Source organism: Cricetibacter osteomyelitidis, assembly GCF_004340985.1.
Classification (GTDB): Bacteria; Pseudomonadota; Gammaproteobacteria; order Enterobacterales; family Pasteurellaceae; genus Cricetibacter; species Cricetibacter osteomyelitidis.
The window spans coordinates 16640-34112 of sequence record NZ_SLYB01000018.1 but is presented as its reverse complement, the minus strand read 5'-3'; the positions used below and the strand labels follow the sequence as shown (position 1 = coordinate 34112).

Genomic DNA, 17473 nt, shown 5'->3' with positions numbered 1-17473 from the left:
TATGAAACCGGCAACAGCCAGAATCAGTTTGGCGGCACTGAAAAAAAATATCCAAACAATCAAACAAAAAGCCCCGAACAGCAAAGTTATCGCAATTGTAAAAGCCAATGGATACGGACACGGATTAGAATTCGTATCAAGTGCGGTAGAAAATTTAGTAGATTGTTTCGGTGTAGCCCGCTTGGCAGAAGCTCTCACGTTGCGTTCTCACGGTGTTATCAAACCGATCTTATTATTAGAAGGTTTTTTTGACACGAAAGATTTACCCGTTTTAGCAGTCAACAACATCCAAACCGTTGTACACAGTAAAGAACAACTCATCGCATTACAGCAAGCTGATTTGCCCAATAAAATTAAAGTATGGCTGAAAATTGATACCGGTATGCACCGTTTAGGCGTACATTTGGATGAAGTTGATGATTTCTATCAACAACTGAAAACTTGTCCAAATATCGATCCGAATATTGGTTTTGTCAGTCATTTTAGTAAAGCGGATGAATTAGAATCCGACTACACGAATAAACAACTGAAAAATTTTCTCTCTGTCACTCAAAATAAAAGCGGTGAACGTAGTATCGCGGCATCCGGCGGTATTTTATACTGGCCGGAATCTCATTTGGAATGGATTCGTCCCGGTATTATTATGTATGGTATTTCACCGATTAATGATGTGATCGGTGAAGAATACGGTTTAACGCCGGTAATGACACTCACCTCTTCGTTAATTGCCGTACGAACACATAAAAAAGGTGAGCCGGTCGGTTATAGCGGAATTTGGGCAAGCCCACAAGATACAAAAATCGGTGTGGTTGCTATTGGTTATGGCGATGGTTATCCCCGTAATATTCCAGCAGGTACGCCGGTTGTAGTCAACGGGCGGGAAGTCCCTATTGTCGGTCGTGTATCCATGGATATGATTACTGTTGATCTTGGTGCCAACAGTCAGGATAAAGCGGGAGATGAAGTTATTTTATGGGGCAAAGAGTTGCCTATCGAAAAAGTTTCTGCTTATACCGGGATTTTAAGCTATGAACTGATTACGAAGTTAACGCCTCGCGTGTTAACCGAATATGTGGATTAATTGATTAATACTAAACTTAAAAAGGAAAAACTATGCAAAATATTAACCCGACATCAACGTCAGCCTGGAAAGCATTAGAACAGCACAAAGCGGCACAAAGTGCGGTAACAATTCAAAATCTTTTTGCTCAAGAAGCAAATCGCTTTGCTGATTATTCATTAACCTTTAACAATGAAATTCTAGTCGATTTCTCAAAAAACAATATCACTCAAGAAACGTTGGCATTATTACGCCAACTTGCAGAAGAATGCCAATTAAAATCTGCAACGGAAGCCATGTTTAACGGTGAGAAAATCAATCGCACAGAAAATCGTGCAGTATTGCATACTGCTCTACGCAACCGTTCCAATTCTTCGGTTTTGGTTGATGGAAAAGATGTGATGCCGGAAGTAAACGCTGTATTGGCAAAAATGAAATCCTTCTGTGATCGTGTAATTTCAGGTGAATGGAAAGGTTATACGGGCAAAGCCATTACCGATGTGATCAATATCGGTATCGGTGGATCGGATTTAGGTCCTTATATGGTGACGGAAGCTCTACGTCCTTATAAAAATCAACTGACAATGCATTTTGTATCCAATGTGGACGGTACCCATATCGCTGAAACATTGAAAAAAGTGAATCCGGAAACCACGTTGGTATTAGTCGCTTCTAAAACCTTTACCACACAAGAAACGATGACCAATGCTCACTCTGCACGTGATTGGTTCTTATCAATGGCAAAAGATGAAGCACACGTGGCCAAACACTTCGCTGCACTTTCTACCAATGCCAAAGAAGTGGAAAAATTCGGTATTGATACCGCCAATATGTTTGAATTCTGGGATTGGGTCGGCGGTCGTTATTCATTATGGTCTGCAATCGGCTTATCCATTGCATTATCTATCGGATTTGATAATTTCGAACAATTATTAAGCGGTGCACATGAAATGGATAAACATTTCCGCAATGCACCGATTGAGCAAAATATCCCGACTACATTGGCGTTAATCGGTTTATGGAACACCAATTTTTTAGGGGCTCAAACAGAAGCGATTTTGCCGTACGACCAATATTTACACCGCTTCGCCGCCTATTTTCAACAAGGCAATATGGAATCGAATGGTAAATATGTGGATCGCAATGGTAATGTAGTGAACTATCAAACCGGTCCGATTATTTGGGGTGAACCGGGTACAAATGGTCAGCACGCCTTTTATCAATTAATTCACCAAGGCACAACGTTAATTCCGTGTGATTTCATTGCTCCGGCACAAACCCATAACCCGGTATCTGATCACCACAGCAAACTGCTTTCCAACTTCTTTGCACAAACCGAAGCGTTGGCGTTTGGTAAAACCAAAGAAGTAGTCGAAGCTGAATTTGCTCAAGCAGGCAAAACTGCCGCTGAAATCGCACATATTGTGCCGTTTAAAGTGTTCACGGGCAATAAACCGACAAACAGCATTTTAGTACAAAAAATTACACCGTTCACTTTAGGAGCGTTAATTGCCATGTACGAGCATAAAATATTCGTACAAGGTGTGATTTTCAATATCTTTAGCTTTGACCAATGGGGCGTGGAATTAGGTAAACAGTTAGCAAACCGAATTCTTCCTGAATTGACCGACAATCAAGCCGTCAGCAGCCATGACAGCTCTACAAACGGTTTGATTAATCAGTTTAAAGCGTGGCGTTAATCCAACTTGAAATAAATAGCCATAACGCGATCTAAGAAGATTCTCAGACTGCTGACAAAGTTCTAGGCAAATATTTGGGACTTGTCAGCAGTCTGATCCGAACAAAATATCGGTTGTTTTTATTGGTTATGATTAATTATTCTAGCGTTTTTTTATCTTCTTCTGCAATTTTTGCTTGACATGCCTGAATCTGATTTTCAAATTTATTTAACCATTCTTTACTTTCAGGTGTCGCTGAAGCCAAATAGTTTTCACGCACAGCTGCTGATGCGGCTTTAAAATCGGCTTTTTCTTGCTCTGTCGGGTTATAAATTTTTCCACCAGTTTTTTTGAAAATTTCATAGGCGTCAAATTCTTTCCATTTAGGATAAGCTCTTAAATACTGATTTTGAGCCACAACCGCATCAACTACAACTTTTTTCAAATCATTCGGTAATGAATTAAATTTGTCGTTATTCATTACCCACGCTCCTCCCATATAAGCATGCCCATCCAAAATGATATGTTTCAGACTTTCATGGAATTTCATTTGTACAATATCGACGATACCATTTTTAGTACCATCAACCATTCCCGTTGATAGTGCCGTATAGACTTCAGGCCAAGCTATTGGCGTAGGTGCCCCACCTAGCGTTCTGACAAGTTCTTGTTGAATCGGGGCTGGTACAGTTCTTAATTTTAATCCTTTAACATCTGAAGGCGTATGAACTGTTTTTTTAGTTGTGGCAATATTACGCCATCCACCAGAATTGGAAACCATCATTAGCCTTAGGTTTTGTGTGTTTTTCAGCACATTTTCACGTACACCAGCTATTAAATCTTTATCATCATAAACACATTCTGCTACACGATCATTGGGTAATTGATAAGGCAGATCAAAACCTTCCAATGGTTTCCAGTAATAGGCTAACTCTGGAACTGTAGTTTGGAAATAATCAAACATTCCAGCCTGAACCCCCGCTAGACATTCCTTGGCATTACCGCAAAGTTGTCCACTAGGATAAATATCAACTTCAATTCTTCCGTTAGAATAAGATTCGGCAATATTTTTAAATACAAGTAATGACTGATAATTATAACTATCGGTATTGGTAACAATAGGAACCGTTAATTTATATTCAGCGGCCTGAGAAATTGCACTTGCCCCCATAATTAACGAAGTAACTAAAATAATATTTTTGATTTTCATACACATCTCCTTACAGATAATTGATTTACATTAACCCTAAAGCCTTTGGTAATCCAATAACGAGTGGTGGAAAAAATGATATTAGAAATATAATTAAAAACTCAATTAATAAAAATGGAATAATAGCTCGAGATATTTTTTGTAAAGGTACTCCTGATACACCTGATGCGACAAATAATACTAATCCCATTGGCGGAGTTGCCAACCCTATAGAGAGATTGGATACCATTACAACACCGAAATGTACCGGATCAATACCTACATTTGTCATAATCGGTGCTAATATAGGAGCAAAGATCAAAATAGCCGGACCAGCATCTAAAAACATACCTACAATAAATAGAAAAATATTAACAATAAAAAACAGCATATATTTATTATCAGTAATTGAATATAAGAAGCTGGTGATTTCATTTGCAATACCGGAAAGGCTTACAGCTGAAGCAAATCCACTTGCAGCCGCAACAATAATTAAAATAGCCGCCGCATTGATACTTACTTTAACGAACATCGGCATAACATCTTTTAATTTCAAATTTTTCATTATCCATACAGATAAAATAAGAGCATAAAATACTGCAACAGCCGCAGCTTCTGTTGGCGTAAAGATCCCACCATAAATGCCTCCTAAGATAATTATAGGGGTTAATAATGGCAAAATTGCCATTTTAAATCCTGCATAACGTTCAGTTCTTGATGCTCTTTCAAATTGTTCAACTTCAGGATATTTCCGCATTTCGATTCTATTGACGAACATTAGCCCTATGCAAAGTATCAACCCAGGCACTACCCCGGCCATAAACATAGCTGCAACGGAAGTATTCATCACAAAAGCATAAATCAACATAATACCGCTTGGTGGAATAATTGTACCTAAAACTGTCGCCGCCGCCGTAAGTGCAGCCGCATAAGTGCGGTCATATTTATAACGTTCCATTTCCGGAATCAGCATGTTACCAATAGCAGAAGTTGCAGCAACGGATGAACCGGTTAGAGCACCAAATAATGTTGCAGCTAAAATAACTACATGTCCTAAGCCACCTTTTAGGTGTCGTACTAAAGTTTGAGAAAAAGTAATAATACGGTTGGTTATACCACCGTTTACCATAAATTCCCCCGCTAACATAAAAAATGGTAACGCTAATAATAGAAAGCTATCAAGACCTGAATAAAGTCGCTGATACAGCATATTGATAAACAATACTTTATCGTCTTGAAATAACGCTATCGCAGGAGATAATCCCAAAGCGAATAGCACAGGAACACCAATAAGTAAGAAAATTAGAAAATATAAGATAAAAATAGGAGAAACCATATAATCCTCTCTTATTTAAGTGCAATCGGTTGATAATGAGCGAATTTATTTAATTCACTAACAATTTTCTGAATAATAGATAAACAGGTTATTGCAAATAAAACAGGTGGAACAATATAAATGTAATACATTTTAAAAGGTAAGCTATTTGCCATCACATTACCTTTTAAGAAAAATAGCCAGCCAAAATATATCCAAATAATAAAAAGTAAGAGTGACAATAAATGAATGATTAACATTAAGAAATGATATATTCTTTTTCCTTGTATTTTTTCAGTCAAAAAAGTCATTGCAATATTTCTATCTTCTAAATAAATCAATGGCATACATAAATAGGTCATATAGATCATTAGATAACAAGATAATTCGTCACTCCAACTGAGTGGAACATGTAATAAATATCGATAAAATACTTGTAATAACACTATAATCGTCATTATTGCCAATAAAAAACCTGCAATATATTTTCCAAACTTTGCTATCGGGTTATTTATTTTTGCAAGTAATTGCTCAATTCTATTTAACATTACTCCCCTCCTTCCTTTAGTATCAAATCTGTTCGTAATTTATCATAATCAAACATCTAAAACTGTGACAAACATCACAAATAGACAATAAATGTTCATTTTTTTTCATTTAAATTCGCAAAAGGAAGGTGAAGTTTATTTAGCAATTTATAAAAATGCCTTTTTTACTTAATTTATACAACTAAAAGACTCTTTAAGATCAATATCCCTCCAACAATAAGTAGTAGAGAATAGATAATTTTATGATAATTGAAGCGGTATTTATTCAATATATGGTAACAAAACATCCCTAAACTCAATCCAATAATAAACAAAGGAATAGCTTTTAACACATAAAAGAAAACATCTTCAGTTAATAGTCCTTTAGACCAAAATCCTCCGATAGCACCTACCATTTGCAACATAAAAAAACAGACAAGCGTTGATTTGGTTTGATCATTTGTTAGTGGCAACATTGAAGTATAGGCAATAACAGGTGGGCCTGGTTCACCAACACTAGCTCCTAGGGCGCCTGAACAAAAACCGACAAACAGACTCAACGTATTTGAAGCAGATTTAAATAGTACCCGTTTTGAAAATAACGAATATAAACTTGCTATAATTAACACACAACCCATTACAACCAAAATGATTTTAGGCGGAAGCTGCTTAAGTAAATCTGCTCCTAGGTAGGAACCAGGCAATGAACCAATAAATAAAATTAAAACGATTTTCCATTGAATATGGGAACGCATTTTCCAAACAATAGGAAAAGTAACTAACCAACCGAAAACACCGGCTATAGGAACAGCAAGTTTTACGTCAATACACAAAGATAATAAAGGGACAGAAACGAGTGCTAATCCAAATCCGGTTAACCCTTGTGTAAAACTGCCTAAAGCGATAACCAGCATAACAATAATAGTAATCATAATAAGATTTTTACCTCACTTAAAATCATTAGCGAATACTGAATTGGTGAATTGTTTTCTGCGTGTATGTCTGTCCGGGATTTAGCTGAGTAGTTGGAAAATGAGCATAATTAGGACTATTAGGGAAGTGTTGTGTTTCAAAGCAAATTCCTGCGAATGACTCATATTTAGAGTTATCCCGCCCTATCCACAGTTTATTAGATAATTTAGAACCGTTATAGATTTGCACGGCAGGCTGCGTGGTAATAATTGACATAAAACGACCGCACTTTGGTTCATAGAGTTCGGCAGCCATATGATAGGCGTCATAAACATAATCTTTTCTCAATATAAAATTATGATCAATTTCACCACGAGGCAATCGTTCCATATTATGATGCAGCGATATTGGTTGAATAAAATCCAATGGCGTATCAGCTAATTTTTTAATCTCTCCGGTTGGGATAAGGTGCTCATTTATCGGAGTATAAAAATCGGCAAAAACTTTTAAAATATGATTTTCAATTGTTCCTCTATTGTGACCTAATAAATTGTAGTAGCTATGATTAACAAGATTAACAACTGTTGGTTTATCCGTAATAGCATTAAAATAAAAATGAACCTGATTGCTCTCATCCAAACCAACACTATGTGTTACCATTAAATTTCCTGGGTAGCCAGCTTCACCATCACAAGACACTCGATGAAAATGAACCATAATCCTGGTTGGAGTTTGTTCTATATCGTAACCCCAAATGTATTTATCAAACCCTTTTTTTCCGCCATGAAGGTGTTGTTGTGTGGCTATCTCATTTTTTTCCAATTGATAGACTTGATTATTAATTTTTAAAACACCGTCAGCTATTCGGTTTGCAAATCGTCCCGCAATTGCACCAAAAAAAGGATGTCCGGATAAATATTTTTCTAAGGAATCATAACCTAAAACAATATCATCAATATTTCCGTGACGATCCGGCATTTTGATTGATGTTACAATACAACCGTAATTAGTAATGCTAATACTAAAATTTTGGGAATTTTTTAGCGTAATTAGCTCAACCGGATGCTCTTCTATCTGACCAAACTCTTTTATGGCTAATTCCATATTTTTACCCCTTAATTATGATAAAAATAAGAGTTCCACCTGAGCAGAACTCCCAATAAATTGAGCATTTGATTATTTTAAATTACTATCAAGCAAGCCTAGTGATAATGCCGGAGCAAGTCCTGGTGTTAATGGTAATCTTGGGATTAATAAGCAATGCATTAAATGATAAATATCCTGTTTACCATCCCATACTTTACTTGATGCTTTATTATTAGTATCTAATTCCTGCCACCAAGAACCTGTTTCATAATCCATTAAGTATTCACGACAATAGTCCCAAAATTCTTGATAATATTTTTCATATTGAACGTCACCCGTTGCTGTGTATAACGCATAGGCTGTTCCTATTGCTTCTACTATAACCCAACGAATGCGTTCTCTTACTACAGGTTTGCCATTCCAATCAACGGTATACACAAAACCTTCCGCACCATCAACTGACCAAGCATCTCGTACGCCTGCCGCAAATAAATTTTTAGCATCTTCTAATAACCACTCTGGCACATCTGCATTGATTGAAATTAATGTGGCACGAAGATGTAACATTAATCGCCCCCACTCAACCCAGTGACCTGGAGTGCCGCCATAGGCACGGAAATGGCTTGCCGGATTATCTTGGTTATAATCTAAAATAGGTTTCCAGCTAAAATCAAAATGTTCATTTACACGATAATTATTATTTCGAGCAACATCATGAATAATGACCGAAGCAATACGCACTGCTCTATCTAACCACTTTCTATCTTTCGTCACATCATAAACAATCATAAAAGCTTCTACAGCATGCATATTGGCATTGCCACCACGATAATTTTCGGTTGTAGTAAATGTTTCATCCCAAGATTCCAAACACATTTGTTCAGATTCGCTCCAAAAGTATTTTTCAATAATTTCAATCGCATCATCTAATAATTGACGAGCTTTAGGATGTCCTGTTGTTACTGCACTGGCCGCACCTAATAATACAAAGAAATGTTGATAACCTTGTTTTGAAGCATCAACTACGCCTTTTTCATTTACATTAGCATACCAACCACCATATTTTTTATCTCGTAACGCACCATCCAAGGAATTAATACCATGCTCAACTAATTTATAAGCACCGGGTCTTCCCATTAATGCAGCTAATGAATAAACATGTAACATGCGAGCCGTAATCCAAAGCTGAATTCCCATTTCTTCTCGCACATTACCATTATTCCCTATCCAACCAAATCCTGTGGACACAACGGATTTACGACCGAATTCAAAAATACGATCTGTTTCTTGTTCGAGCCAACGATTATGAGCTTTTGTATTAATCCATTTCATAAAATCACCTCATAGTTTAAAAATATCAAATATTCATTATTAAGAAACTCTTGGAATTGCAGCAAATAAATCAGCCCATTGACTGTTTTTACGATAAAACAGTGGCGGCTGACCTATAGGAGCCGGCACAGTAATATACTGTCCCCCTTGAATTTCTTGTTGATTCCAGACATTTATCCACGTTTCTTGTGCCGGTAAATAAACAGTCCATTCGCCGACACCTTGTTTATGTACTGGTGAAACAAGTAAATCGGCACCATACATATATTGATCTTGAATATCATAGGTGTTTTCATCATGTTCGAAATGTACAAATAAAGGACGTTGTACCGGATAGCCTTTTTCACTCGCTTCATTAACCAAATGTTTTAGATAAGGCGTTAAGTGACGATAGATATTAGTCATTTTTGCCAAATGTGCGATAGTGTTTACATCTTGATCAAATTGGAAATTTTCATCAGGACGATTACCTTCATGGGTTCGCATCATTGGTGTAAATGCAGCCATATCAACCCAACGTTCAAACACTTCTTTAGTCCGCCGATTTCCAAATAAACTGGTATATCCACCTATATCACTATGGTGATAAGCATTGCCTAATAAACCTGACGAAAGAGCCCCACAAATAACGGTATTAAGTCCATCATGACGAGAAAAATCAACACATTGATCGCCGGCCCAAAGCATAGGACAGAATTTCTGAGTACCCGTAAATCCAGCTCGCATAAAGAACATAATTTCACCAGTTAAACCTCGCTCTGCAACGGCTTCTGCATTTACACTTGCCCATAGTGGTGGCCACGCATTATGCATAAGTTTGGCATCAATGCCATTATGCAAATAAAGATCATTGGTTGGCAGATACTCCCCGAAATCAGCCATCCAACCAGATACACCTAAATCAAGCATATTTTTTTGAATAATTTCTTTTTTTACCCATTCTCTTGTTTCAGGGTTAGTAAAGTCCAGTACACCACAATTAAATTCACCAAAATCAACTAATGCGACATCGCCTTGTTTATTGATAGCAAATAAATTTTTCTCTTTTGCAAGCGGATATAATTCACCGTCTTCACATAGGTAAGGGCTGACATAAGCAAGAAAACGGATGTTACGTTCTCGTAGTGACTTAATTTTTTCATCTAAATTAGGGTAGCGTTTTTTACTCCATTTCCAATCCCAAAATAAACGCTTACCAAAAGAAGTTTGTCTGATACCGGCCCAGTCTTCACACCAAATACCTGCAACAGAAACACCCTTAGCTATTGCATTTTCCATACGAGAAAATGAATTCTCTTCTCCACCTTTTAAACCTAAAATAACACCGTTATAAATCCATTCGGGTAATTTAGGTTGGCGACCAAAACGCAAGCTGAGTTTTTCAATCAAATCTAAAAAAGAAAGTGCGGTATAAATTTCAATAGATTTCGGAATTTCCCATATTTGTAATTCGTGATAATCCGTATTACGAAAATCAAAATCCGCATAAGCCGTACTGTTAACATGACACGCATAATGCTGAGAGGAAACAAAAGTCGGTTGAGGATAGTTAGTATGATAATAGTCTCCACCTGCTTTATTATATTTATCAGATAGAAATGTTATTTCTGTATTTTTATCACGTCCGACTCCCGGCTCAGATGTCCAGAGTGGAAAATGTCTTCCTCGTAGATTAAAATATGACATCTGCTCCCCACAGCCCCATACTTTTTCATCCTCTTGAGCCGGTAAACGAATCCAAAAACGGTTAAGTTGAGAGTCTAACTGTTCAATAATAAGTTTTGAATCTTGAAGGGATAACGAATCTAACCGAATAATCAATTGAGTTGCCGTCAACTCATCATAGGCAAGATGAATTTCATTATTGATAATTTTGCTATGCTTTAACGGTATTCGCTCAACAATCGTATCTTCAATAGCAAAATTACCTCGGTAAATCTCTATCTTCTCTTTTCCAATCCCGACAAAAAAAGCAGGACTACGGTTAGTATGAGATAATAAAACCTGTTCGTTCTGAGTCAGTTGAAAGCCACCATTTATTTGATTTAACTCCATTTTCCACCTCATAGATTCAATAATAAATATTAACTAAAATACGGAAAAAGATTTATGGCATTATCTTGATGCCATAATTTCATCAACAATTGAACTCAAATGCTGTAAGCGTGGTGCTGAAATGTCTTTTAGCATGAGTTCGGTATCCGGTAATCCAATTACCGAAGACCATACCGCACGACCGGCTAAAAAACCTGAAGCCCCGGCCTGCATTGCAATTCTGACTGAACGACAAAATAAATTCACATCAACGCCTGATGATAAAATTACCCAAGGCATATTGATTTGATCATTTAATTTTTGAGCCGCACTTAATAGTTCAGACGCATTTCCTTTGCCAAATAAAGGCATTTCTCCCTTATAAAGATCCGCACCGGAATCTCCCAACTCTTTAGCTGCTGCTAAAATTGCTTGTTCTCTGTCAAATTTATCACCAATTCTCGGCGGACGAACAACCGGTTCAATAATACTAACTAACCCTGCAGAATGACAAATTTGATTAAATTCTTTAACCATTTCCAAACGTTGTTGCGGATCTTCATCCTGTCGCCATAAAACAAGTAATTTTAAAGCCTTAGCTCCATTTTCTCTTGCTTTATGTGGATCAATTTCTTTGTCAATACACACGGTATCAACCGGAATGCCATTGCCTGGAATAAATTGATCTGCCGCAACAATCATCGCTGAATTGGATGAGATAACTTTTTGTTCAACAATTTGCTTATAACAAAATTGATTATCGACTAAAACACCTGATGCATAGGGAGAAAGAATTTTTGCCGCATTCACTTTAAAATCTGTCAAATCTTGATCCGAGTGGTTCATTCCAGACGCAGCAAACATCAATCTAAGTGCTTCGCGTTGATCTACCGCCAACATTGCAAATCCACCTGAAGGGCGAGCTATATCTTTAATAGTGTAATTTTCCATACTGGTTTCCTTTTTTCATACTCATACTATTTGATCAAACCTGAACAGAAACGGACATGCTCTAAAATTGCAGTCCAATCCTGTTTACCTCGTCCCATCGCTTTTGCTTGGCTATAAATTTCCCGTGAAGCAGCTCCCATTACTAATGGAACATGTAATTGATTTGCGACATCAAGGGCAATACCTAAATCTTTATGTGCCAAATCGATCATAAACGCTGGGGATAAATCCCCTTTTAACACTTTATTTACCCATGTTGTTGTAAAATGACCTTTATTTGCAGGAGTACCTTGCATAACCCGCATTGCGATATCGAAAGGTAAATTTAAGGCTTCACAAAGCGTAGCTGTTTCTGCTGATAATGCATTCAGTGAAATACTCATAAAGTTATTAATCAATTTCACTCTAATGCCACGTCCCGGTCCACCGGTATTAATAATTTCAGAGCCCATGCATAATAAAACCTCAGTAGCTCTTGATACTTGTTCGGATGTACCGCCTGCTAGAATCAAAAGTGTACCCGCAATAGCATTATCTGATGTCCGTCCTACCGGAGCATCCATAAATTCAATATTCAATTGACCTAATTTTTCTCTAATCCGATCGCTTTCAAAAGGATGAATAGTAGACATATCAATAACCAAGGCATTCGTAGCTATCGCATTAACAAATCCTTGTTCACCGAAAATAACTTGTTCTACTAATTTACCGTTAGGCAGCATCGTAATAATAAATTCACATCCTTGTACCACCTCACCAAGCGTTGATGAAGTTTGTGCTCCTATAGCTGTTAATTTTTTAACAGCTTCAGGATTGATATCATAAACAGAAACAAAATGTCCTTTTTTCAATAAATTTGTAGCCATTGGTGAACCCATTTGTCCCAAACCAATAAATGCAATTTTTGCCATACTCCTCTCCTTAATTAATATTCGAATAAGTTCATTTATTTTCGTTTTATATAATATTTATAAAATTTATTAATGTAAAGTGACATAGATCACATTTTAAAAAATAAAAATGAAGTATTATACTTACCATAATAATTCAAAGAGGAAATGACTATGAAAATTGCTTGTGTTGGTATTGCTGTACAAGATCGTATTTACTATGTAGAAAATATTCCTAAACAAAGTGGAAAATTTATAGCAAATAACTATAAAGATATTGGTGGCGGACCAGCTGCTACTGCAGCCGTTGCCATTGCTAAACTAGGGGGAAGTGTTGATTTTATCGGTCGTGTGGGAGATGATGATGTTGGAAAAACGATTCTTGCAGAGTTAGAAGATTATGGCGTAAATACAACATTAACGAAAATTTATAGAAATGCCAAATCATCGCAATCTGCAATTATAGTAGATAAACATGGGGAGCGGCTCATCATTAATTATCCAAGCCCGGATTTACCAATGGATACAGATTGGTTACACCAGATTGATTTTTCCCGATACGATGTTATTTTATGTGATGTACGTTGGCATGATGGTGCTAAATATGCATTAGAACAAGGAAAGAAATTAAATATACCTACTGTACTTGATGCAGATGTCACACCGCAGAACATCGAATCACTTGTTGCATTAGCAACGCATTCGGTGTTTTCCGAACCGGGTTTGAAAAAAATGTTGCCTTCTGCTAAGGATAGTATTGAGGCAATTAAATTAGCATCACGGCAGTGTGGTGGGTATGCTTATGTTACGCAAGGCAGTAAAGGCTGCGTATGGGGAGAAACTAATACATTACACAAATGTAATGGATTTAAAGTCGAAGCTGTAGACACAACCGGAGCCGGAGATGTATTCCATGGTGCTTTTGCTTTAGCAATTGCAAAAGGATATTCTTTAGTAAAAACAATTGAATTTTCAAGTGCCGTTGCTGCACAGAAATGTACAATGCATGGTGGACGGCAAGGTATACCAAATCTACAACAAGTAGATAAATTTATTACTCAGAATAAAACTTCATAGTACAATATCTGTTATTCCATGAATTATTATAAAGGAGATTAAGAAATGAGCTATATAGGTCTAACCGGAAACCCAAGACAGGATAAGTTACTCTCATTAGTTATGTCTAACGGTTATATCAGTAATGAAGAACTCTCAACTACTTTAGGGGTAACAACTCAGACTATCCGACGAGATATCCGAACCTTAAGTCAGCAAGGTCTGATATCTCGTCATCACGGTGGAGCCGGACGCATTTCAAGTATTGTAAATACTGAATTCTCTATTAGAGAAACATCACATATCAAAGAAAAAACATCAATAGCTAATCGAATTGCTGACTATATTCCAGATGGTTCCACGTTATTCATTACTATTGGCACGACTGTCGAATTCATAGCAAAAGCACTTGAAAATAAAAATAATCTTAGAATTATCACAAATAGTCATAGGGTTGCTAACATATTATACCAAAATAAAAATTTTGAAGTTATTACCGTTGGTGGTATCTTACGTTCTCATAACGGAGGAATAATCGGTCCTGATGTGATCGCTTTTATTAATAATTTTAGAGCTGATTATTTAATTACAAGTGTTGGAGCAATTACCACTGATGGAGTGTTATTAGATTTTGATATTAATGAAGTCGCCGTAGTAAAAGCAATGTTAGAACACTCACGAACAAAAATTATTGCTATTGATAGCACCAAATTCCATACATCTGCTGCAGTTGAATTAGGTCATTTATCACAGACTTCAGCAATATTTACAAACGAGAAACCACCTCAAACAATCCTGAAAATAATAAAAGATAATAAGATTGAGCTATACCTAACAGACAATTAATCAATAAAAATACGGATGAGAAAAGCACTCTTTTGTCTTATTTCATACTGAAAATAACAACCCCACCTGATGTTAGAAATTAGGTGGGGTTGTTAGCAGTAGAGTATATCCCAAAAAGCCTCTATTTTATTTGCTTAGTTTTACGGCGTGCAATAACTGCATTAGACAAATCTTCAAGCACTTGTTCGCTGTCTTCCCAACCGATACAAGCATCCGTGATACTTTGGCCATAAGTTAACGGTTTATTCGGAATCAAATCTTGACGACCTTCAACTAAATGACTTTCAATCATCACACCGAAAATTTGTGTCGAACCGTTACTAATTTGTTGGCATACGGCTTTGCATACATCCAATTGTTTTTTAAATTGTTTACTGCTGTTGGCATGGCTGAAATCCACCATAACGTGCGGAATACGACCGCTCTTTTCAATGCTTTCACATACTTCTGCAATATCGGATTTACTGTAATTCGGACCATGTTCACCTCCACGCAAAATAATATGGCAATCTTTATTTCCTTTTGTCGTGACAATAGCAGAATGCCCAAACTTCGTGACAGATAAGAAATGATGAGGAGACTCTGCCGCCCCCATGGCATCCAGAGCCACTTTCACACCGCCATTAGTTGCATTTTTAAAACCGACTCCGCAAGACAAACCCGAAGCCAATTCACGATGTACTTGGGATTCGGTAGTACGTGCACCGATTGCTCCCCAACTCATAAAGTCCGCAACATATTGCGGGGTGATCATATCTAAAAATTCTCCGGCTGTCGGCAATTCCATATCATTGATATCAGACAATAATTTACGAGCCAAGCGTAAACCGTCATTTAAAGCATAAGTATCATTTAAATGCGGATCATTAATCAAACCTTTCCAACCCACAGTGGTGCGTGGTTTTTCAAAATACACGCGCATAATAATTTCTAATGTATCTTTATATTTTTCACGTAATGGTTTTAATTTTGCCGCATATTCTAAAGCCGCTTTAGTATCATGAATAGAACAAGGTCCAATTATCACTAATAAACGGTCATCTTGCTGATGGATAATATCATGTGCCTTTTGACGGGTTTCTTTTACCGTTTTAACGGCAAGAGGGCTTGCTTGAAAACGTTCGATTAAGGCTATTGGAGGCAATACGGCTTCAACGCTGGCAATACGTTCATCATCATTTTTGATTTTAATTTCCAACTTACTTTTAGACATAATTCACTCGTTATAATAATTTTTTTATTTTATAAAATATTTAGACTGTACATTGTACATTTAATCGTGTTCAAATGTAACACTTATTTTTGCACTAGTAAACTAGTTCATTAAGTGGAAATATAAAAAACACATCAATATCCGCTTAAAACTTGTGCAGGTTGTAATTTTACCGCTCGATTTGCCGGATATAAACTGGCTAATAAACTTAGCACCAAAGCGGACACTAAAACCAGCAACACATCTTGCCAATGTAATTCACTCGGCAGGAAATCCACAAAATAAATACCGTCGGACAATAATTTTCGCCCTATCAGATTCTCCAGCCCCTGAATAAGTGCGGTCAGATTTAGAGATAAAAATACGCCTAACGCAATGCCGTATAAGCAGCCTTTCATTCCGGCCTGCAAGCCGTACCACATAAAAATCCGTTTGATAAAGCTGTTATTTGCTCCCAATGTCCGCATAATGGCAATATCACCCTGCTTATCTTTCACCGCCATAACCAGTGTAGAAACAATATTAAAGCACGCCACACCTACGACCAATACCATTGCGATATACATCACCACCCGAATCAAATGAATATCACGATACATATAGCCGAATTTTACTGTCCAGTTTTGTGCGGCAAGCTGCTGTGGATAGTTATACAATGCCGAATAATCAATGGCGTTCATATTAAAGGGATCTTTCACCGCCAATTCCACACCGGAAATTTGATTGGCGTTATAGCCGAGAAAGTCTTGAGCTTGTGCCAAAGGCATTAAGGCATAACTGTGATCAAGCTGACCGTCTAAACGCAAAATGCCGGTGACTTGAATACGCTCCCGTTCCGGTTGAGCAAGTTGATTCGTACCATTTTGTTGAGAAATTAACAAAGTTACCCAATTGCCCACATTAATATCCAACTCTTTGGCAATGCCATAACCCAGCACTAATCCCCCCTCTTTGGCAAAATCCGCCCAGCGGTTATCCAAGACAAAATTGCCGAGATTGCTGACACTATCCTGCTCTGCTTGATTCACGCCTTTCACCTGTACCACTTTCATTTTGGCTCCGTTTTCCACTAATGCCGTAAAAGTCACAAAGGGGGATACGCTTTTAATCTGCGGATTATTCTGCAAAAGTGCGGTAAGATTTTGATAATTTTTAATACTGCCGTCCATTGCGGTGATTTCGGCGTGCGGTACCACCGCCAGCACACGGTTATTCAGCTCCCGTTCAAAACCGTTCATTGCACTTAAACCCAAAATCAGTACCGCCACCCCAAGGGCTATACCGATACTGGAAAATGCCGAAATCAGGGAAACCAAACGATTTTTCTGTCTGCCCCGCTGATAACGCCAACTGATAAAAAATGGTGTATTCATATATTTTCCT

General features: G+C 37.2%; 15 protein-coding genes. 4 read left to right on the top strand and 11 right to left on the bottom strand.

The window, feature by feature from the left end:
• The first annotated feature begins 1 nt into the window (after position 1).
• Both alr and pgi read left to right on the top strand, forming a co-directional pair.
• Positions 2 to 1081 carry an alanine racemase gene (gene alr / locus EDC44_RS08855; RefSeq protein WP_207896755.1) on the top strand — a complete coding sequence of 360 codons (1080 nt, stop codon included), beginning with the start codon at positions 2 to 4 and terminating at the stop codon, positions 1079 to 1081.
• A 32-nt stretch (positions 1082 to 1113) separates the two neighbouring features.
• Positions 1114 to 2760, top strand: a complete 1647-nt coding sequence (pgi, locus tag EDC44_RS08850; RefSeq protein WP_131977595.1) for a glucose-6-phosphate isomerase — start codon at positions 1114 to 1116, stop codon at positions 2758 to 2760.
• A 136-nt stretch (positions 2761 to 2896) separates the two neighbouring features.
• Here pgi and EDC44_RS08845 read toward each other — a convergent pair whose 3' ends face one another.
• The 9 genes from EDC44_RS08845 to yihU form a co-directional block, all read right to left on the bottom strand.
• Positions 2897 to 3949, bottom strand: a complete 1053-nt coding sequence (locus tag EDC44_RS08845) for a TRAP transporter substrate-binding protein (protein ID WP_131977592.1) — start codon at positions 3947 to 3949, stop codon at positions 2897 to 2899.
• A 25-nt stretch (positions 3950 to 3974) separates the two neighbouring features.
• Complete coding sequence (locus EDC44_RS08840; protein ID WP_131977589.1) at positions 3975 to 5264, bottom strand: TRAP transporter large permease; 1290 nt, start codon at positions 5262 to 5264, stop codon at positions 3975 to 3977.
• 11 nt (positions 5265 to 5275) lie between these two features.
• Positions 5276 to 5791, bottom strand: a complete 516-nt coding sequence (locus EDC44_RS08835; protein WP_131977585.1) for a TRAP transporter small permease — start codon at positions 5789 to 5791, stop codon at positions 5276 to 5278.
• Positions 5792 to 5964: 173 nt separating this feature from the next.
• Complete coding sequence (locus EDC44_RS08830; RefSeq protein WP_131977582.1) at positions 5965 to 6702, bottom strand: sulfite exporter TauE/SafE family protein; 738 nt, start codon at positions 6700 to 6702, stop codon at positions 5965 to 5967.
• A gap of 28 nt (positions 6703 to 6730) precedes the next feature.
• A complete protein-coding gene (locus EDC44_RS08825; protein WP_131977579.1) occupies positions 6731 to 7786 on the bottom strand; it encodes an aldose epimerase family protein in 1056 nt (351 codons plus the stop codon).
• 72 nt (positions 7787 to 7858) lie between these two features.
• On the bottom strand, positions 7859 to 9100 hold the full coding sequence (locus tag EDC44_RS08820; protein WP_131977576.1) for an AGE family epimerase/isomerase: 1242 nt from the start codon (positions 9098 to 9100) through the stop codon (positions 7859 to 7861).
• Positions 9101 to 9139: 39 nt separating this feature from the next.
• Positions 9140 to 11155 (bottom strand): alpha-glucosidase, encoded by a 2016-nt coding sequence (locus tag EDC44_RS08815; protein ID WP_131977573.1) that lies wholly within the window; start codon positions 11153 to 11155, stop codon positions 9140 to 9142.
• 60 nt (positions 11156 to 11215) lie between these two features.
• Entirely contained in the window at positions 11216 to 12085 is an 870-nt protein-coding gene (locus EDC44_RS08810; RefSeq protein ID WP_131977570.1) for an aldolase, read from the bottom strand.
• A 26-nt stretch (positions 12086 to 12111) separates the two neighbouring features.
• Positions 12112 to 12996, bottom strand: coding sequence for a sulfolactaldehyde 3-reductase (yihU, locus tag EDC44_RS08805; RefSeq protein ID WP_131977567.1), 885 nt, complete (start codon positions 12994 to 12996; stop codon positions 12112 to 12114).
• 153 nt (positions 12997 to 13149) lie between these two features.
• Here yihU and EDC44_RS08800 point away from each other — a divergent pair, with 153 nt between their 5' ends.
• Together EDC44_RS08800 and EDC44_RS08795 are read left to right on the top strand one after the other, a co-directional pair.
• Positions 13150 to 14052: a PfkB family carbohydrate kinase gene (locus EDC44_RS08800; RefSeq protein ID WP_207896754.1), complete on the top strand. Its 903-nt coding sequence runs from the start codon at positions 13150 to 13152 to the stop codon at positions 14050 to 14052.
• A 45-nt stretch (positions 14053 to 14097) separates the two neighbouring features.
• A complete protein-coding gene (locus tag EDC44_RS08795; protein WP_131977562.1) occupies positions 14098 to 14877 on the top strand; it encodes a DeoR/GlpR family DNA-binding transcription regulator in 780 nt (259 codons plus the stop codon).
• A gap of 121 nt (positions 14878 to 14998) precedes the next feature.
• On the opposite strand, the gene aroG is transcribed toward EDC44_RS08795, so the two are convergent.
• Together aroG and lolE are read right to left on the bottom strand one after the other, a co-directional pair.
• Positions 14999 to 16090 carry a 3-deoxy-7-phosphoheptulonate synthase AroG gene (gene aroG, locus EDC44_RS08790; RefSeq protein ID WP_131977559.1) on the bottom strand — a complete coding sequence of 364 codons (1092 nt, stop codon included), beginning with the start codon at positions 16088 to 16090 and terminating at the stop codon, positions 14999 to 15001.
• 134 nt (positions 16091 to 16224) lie between these two features.
• Entirely contained in the window at positions 16225 to 17463 is a 1239-nt protein-coding gene (gene lolE / locus EDC44_RS08785) for a lipoprotein-releasing ABC transporter permease subunit LolE (RefSeq protein WP_131977556.1), read from the bottom strand.
• Positions 17464 to 17473 lie beyond the last annotated feature (10 nt).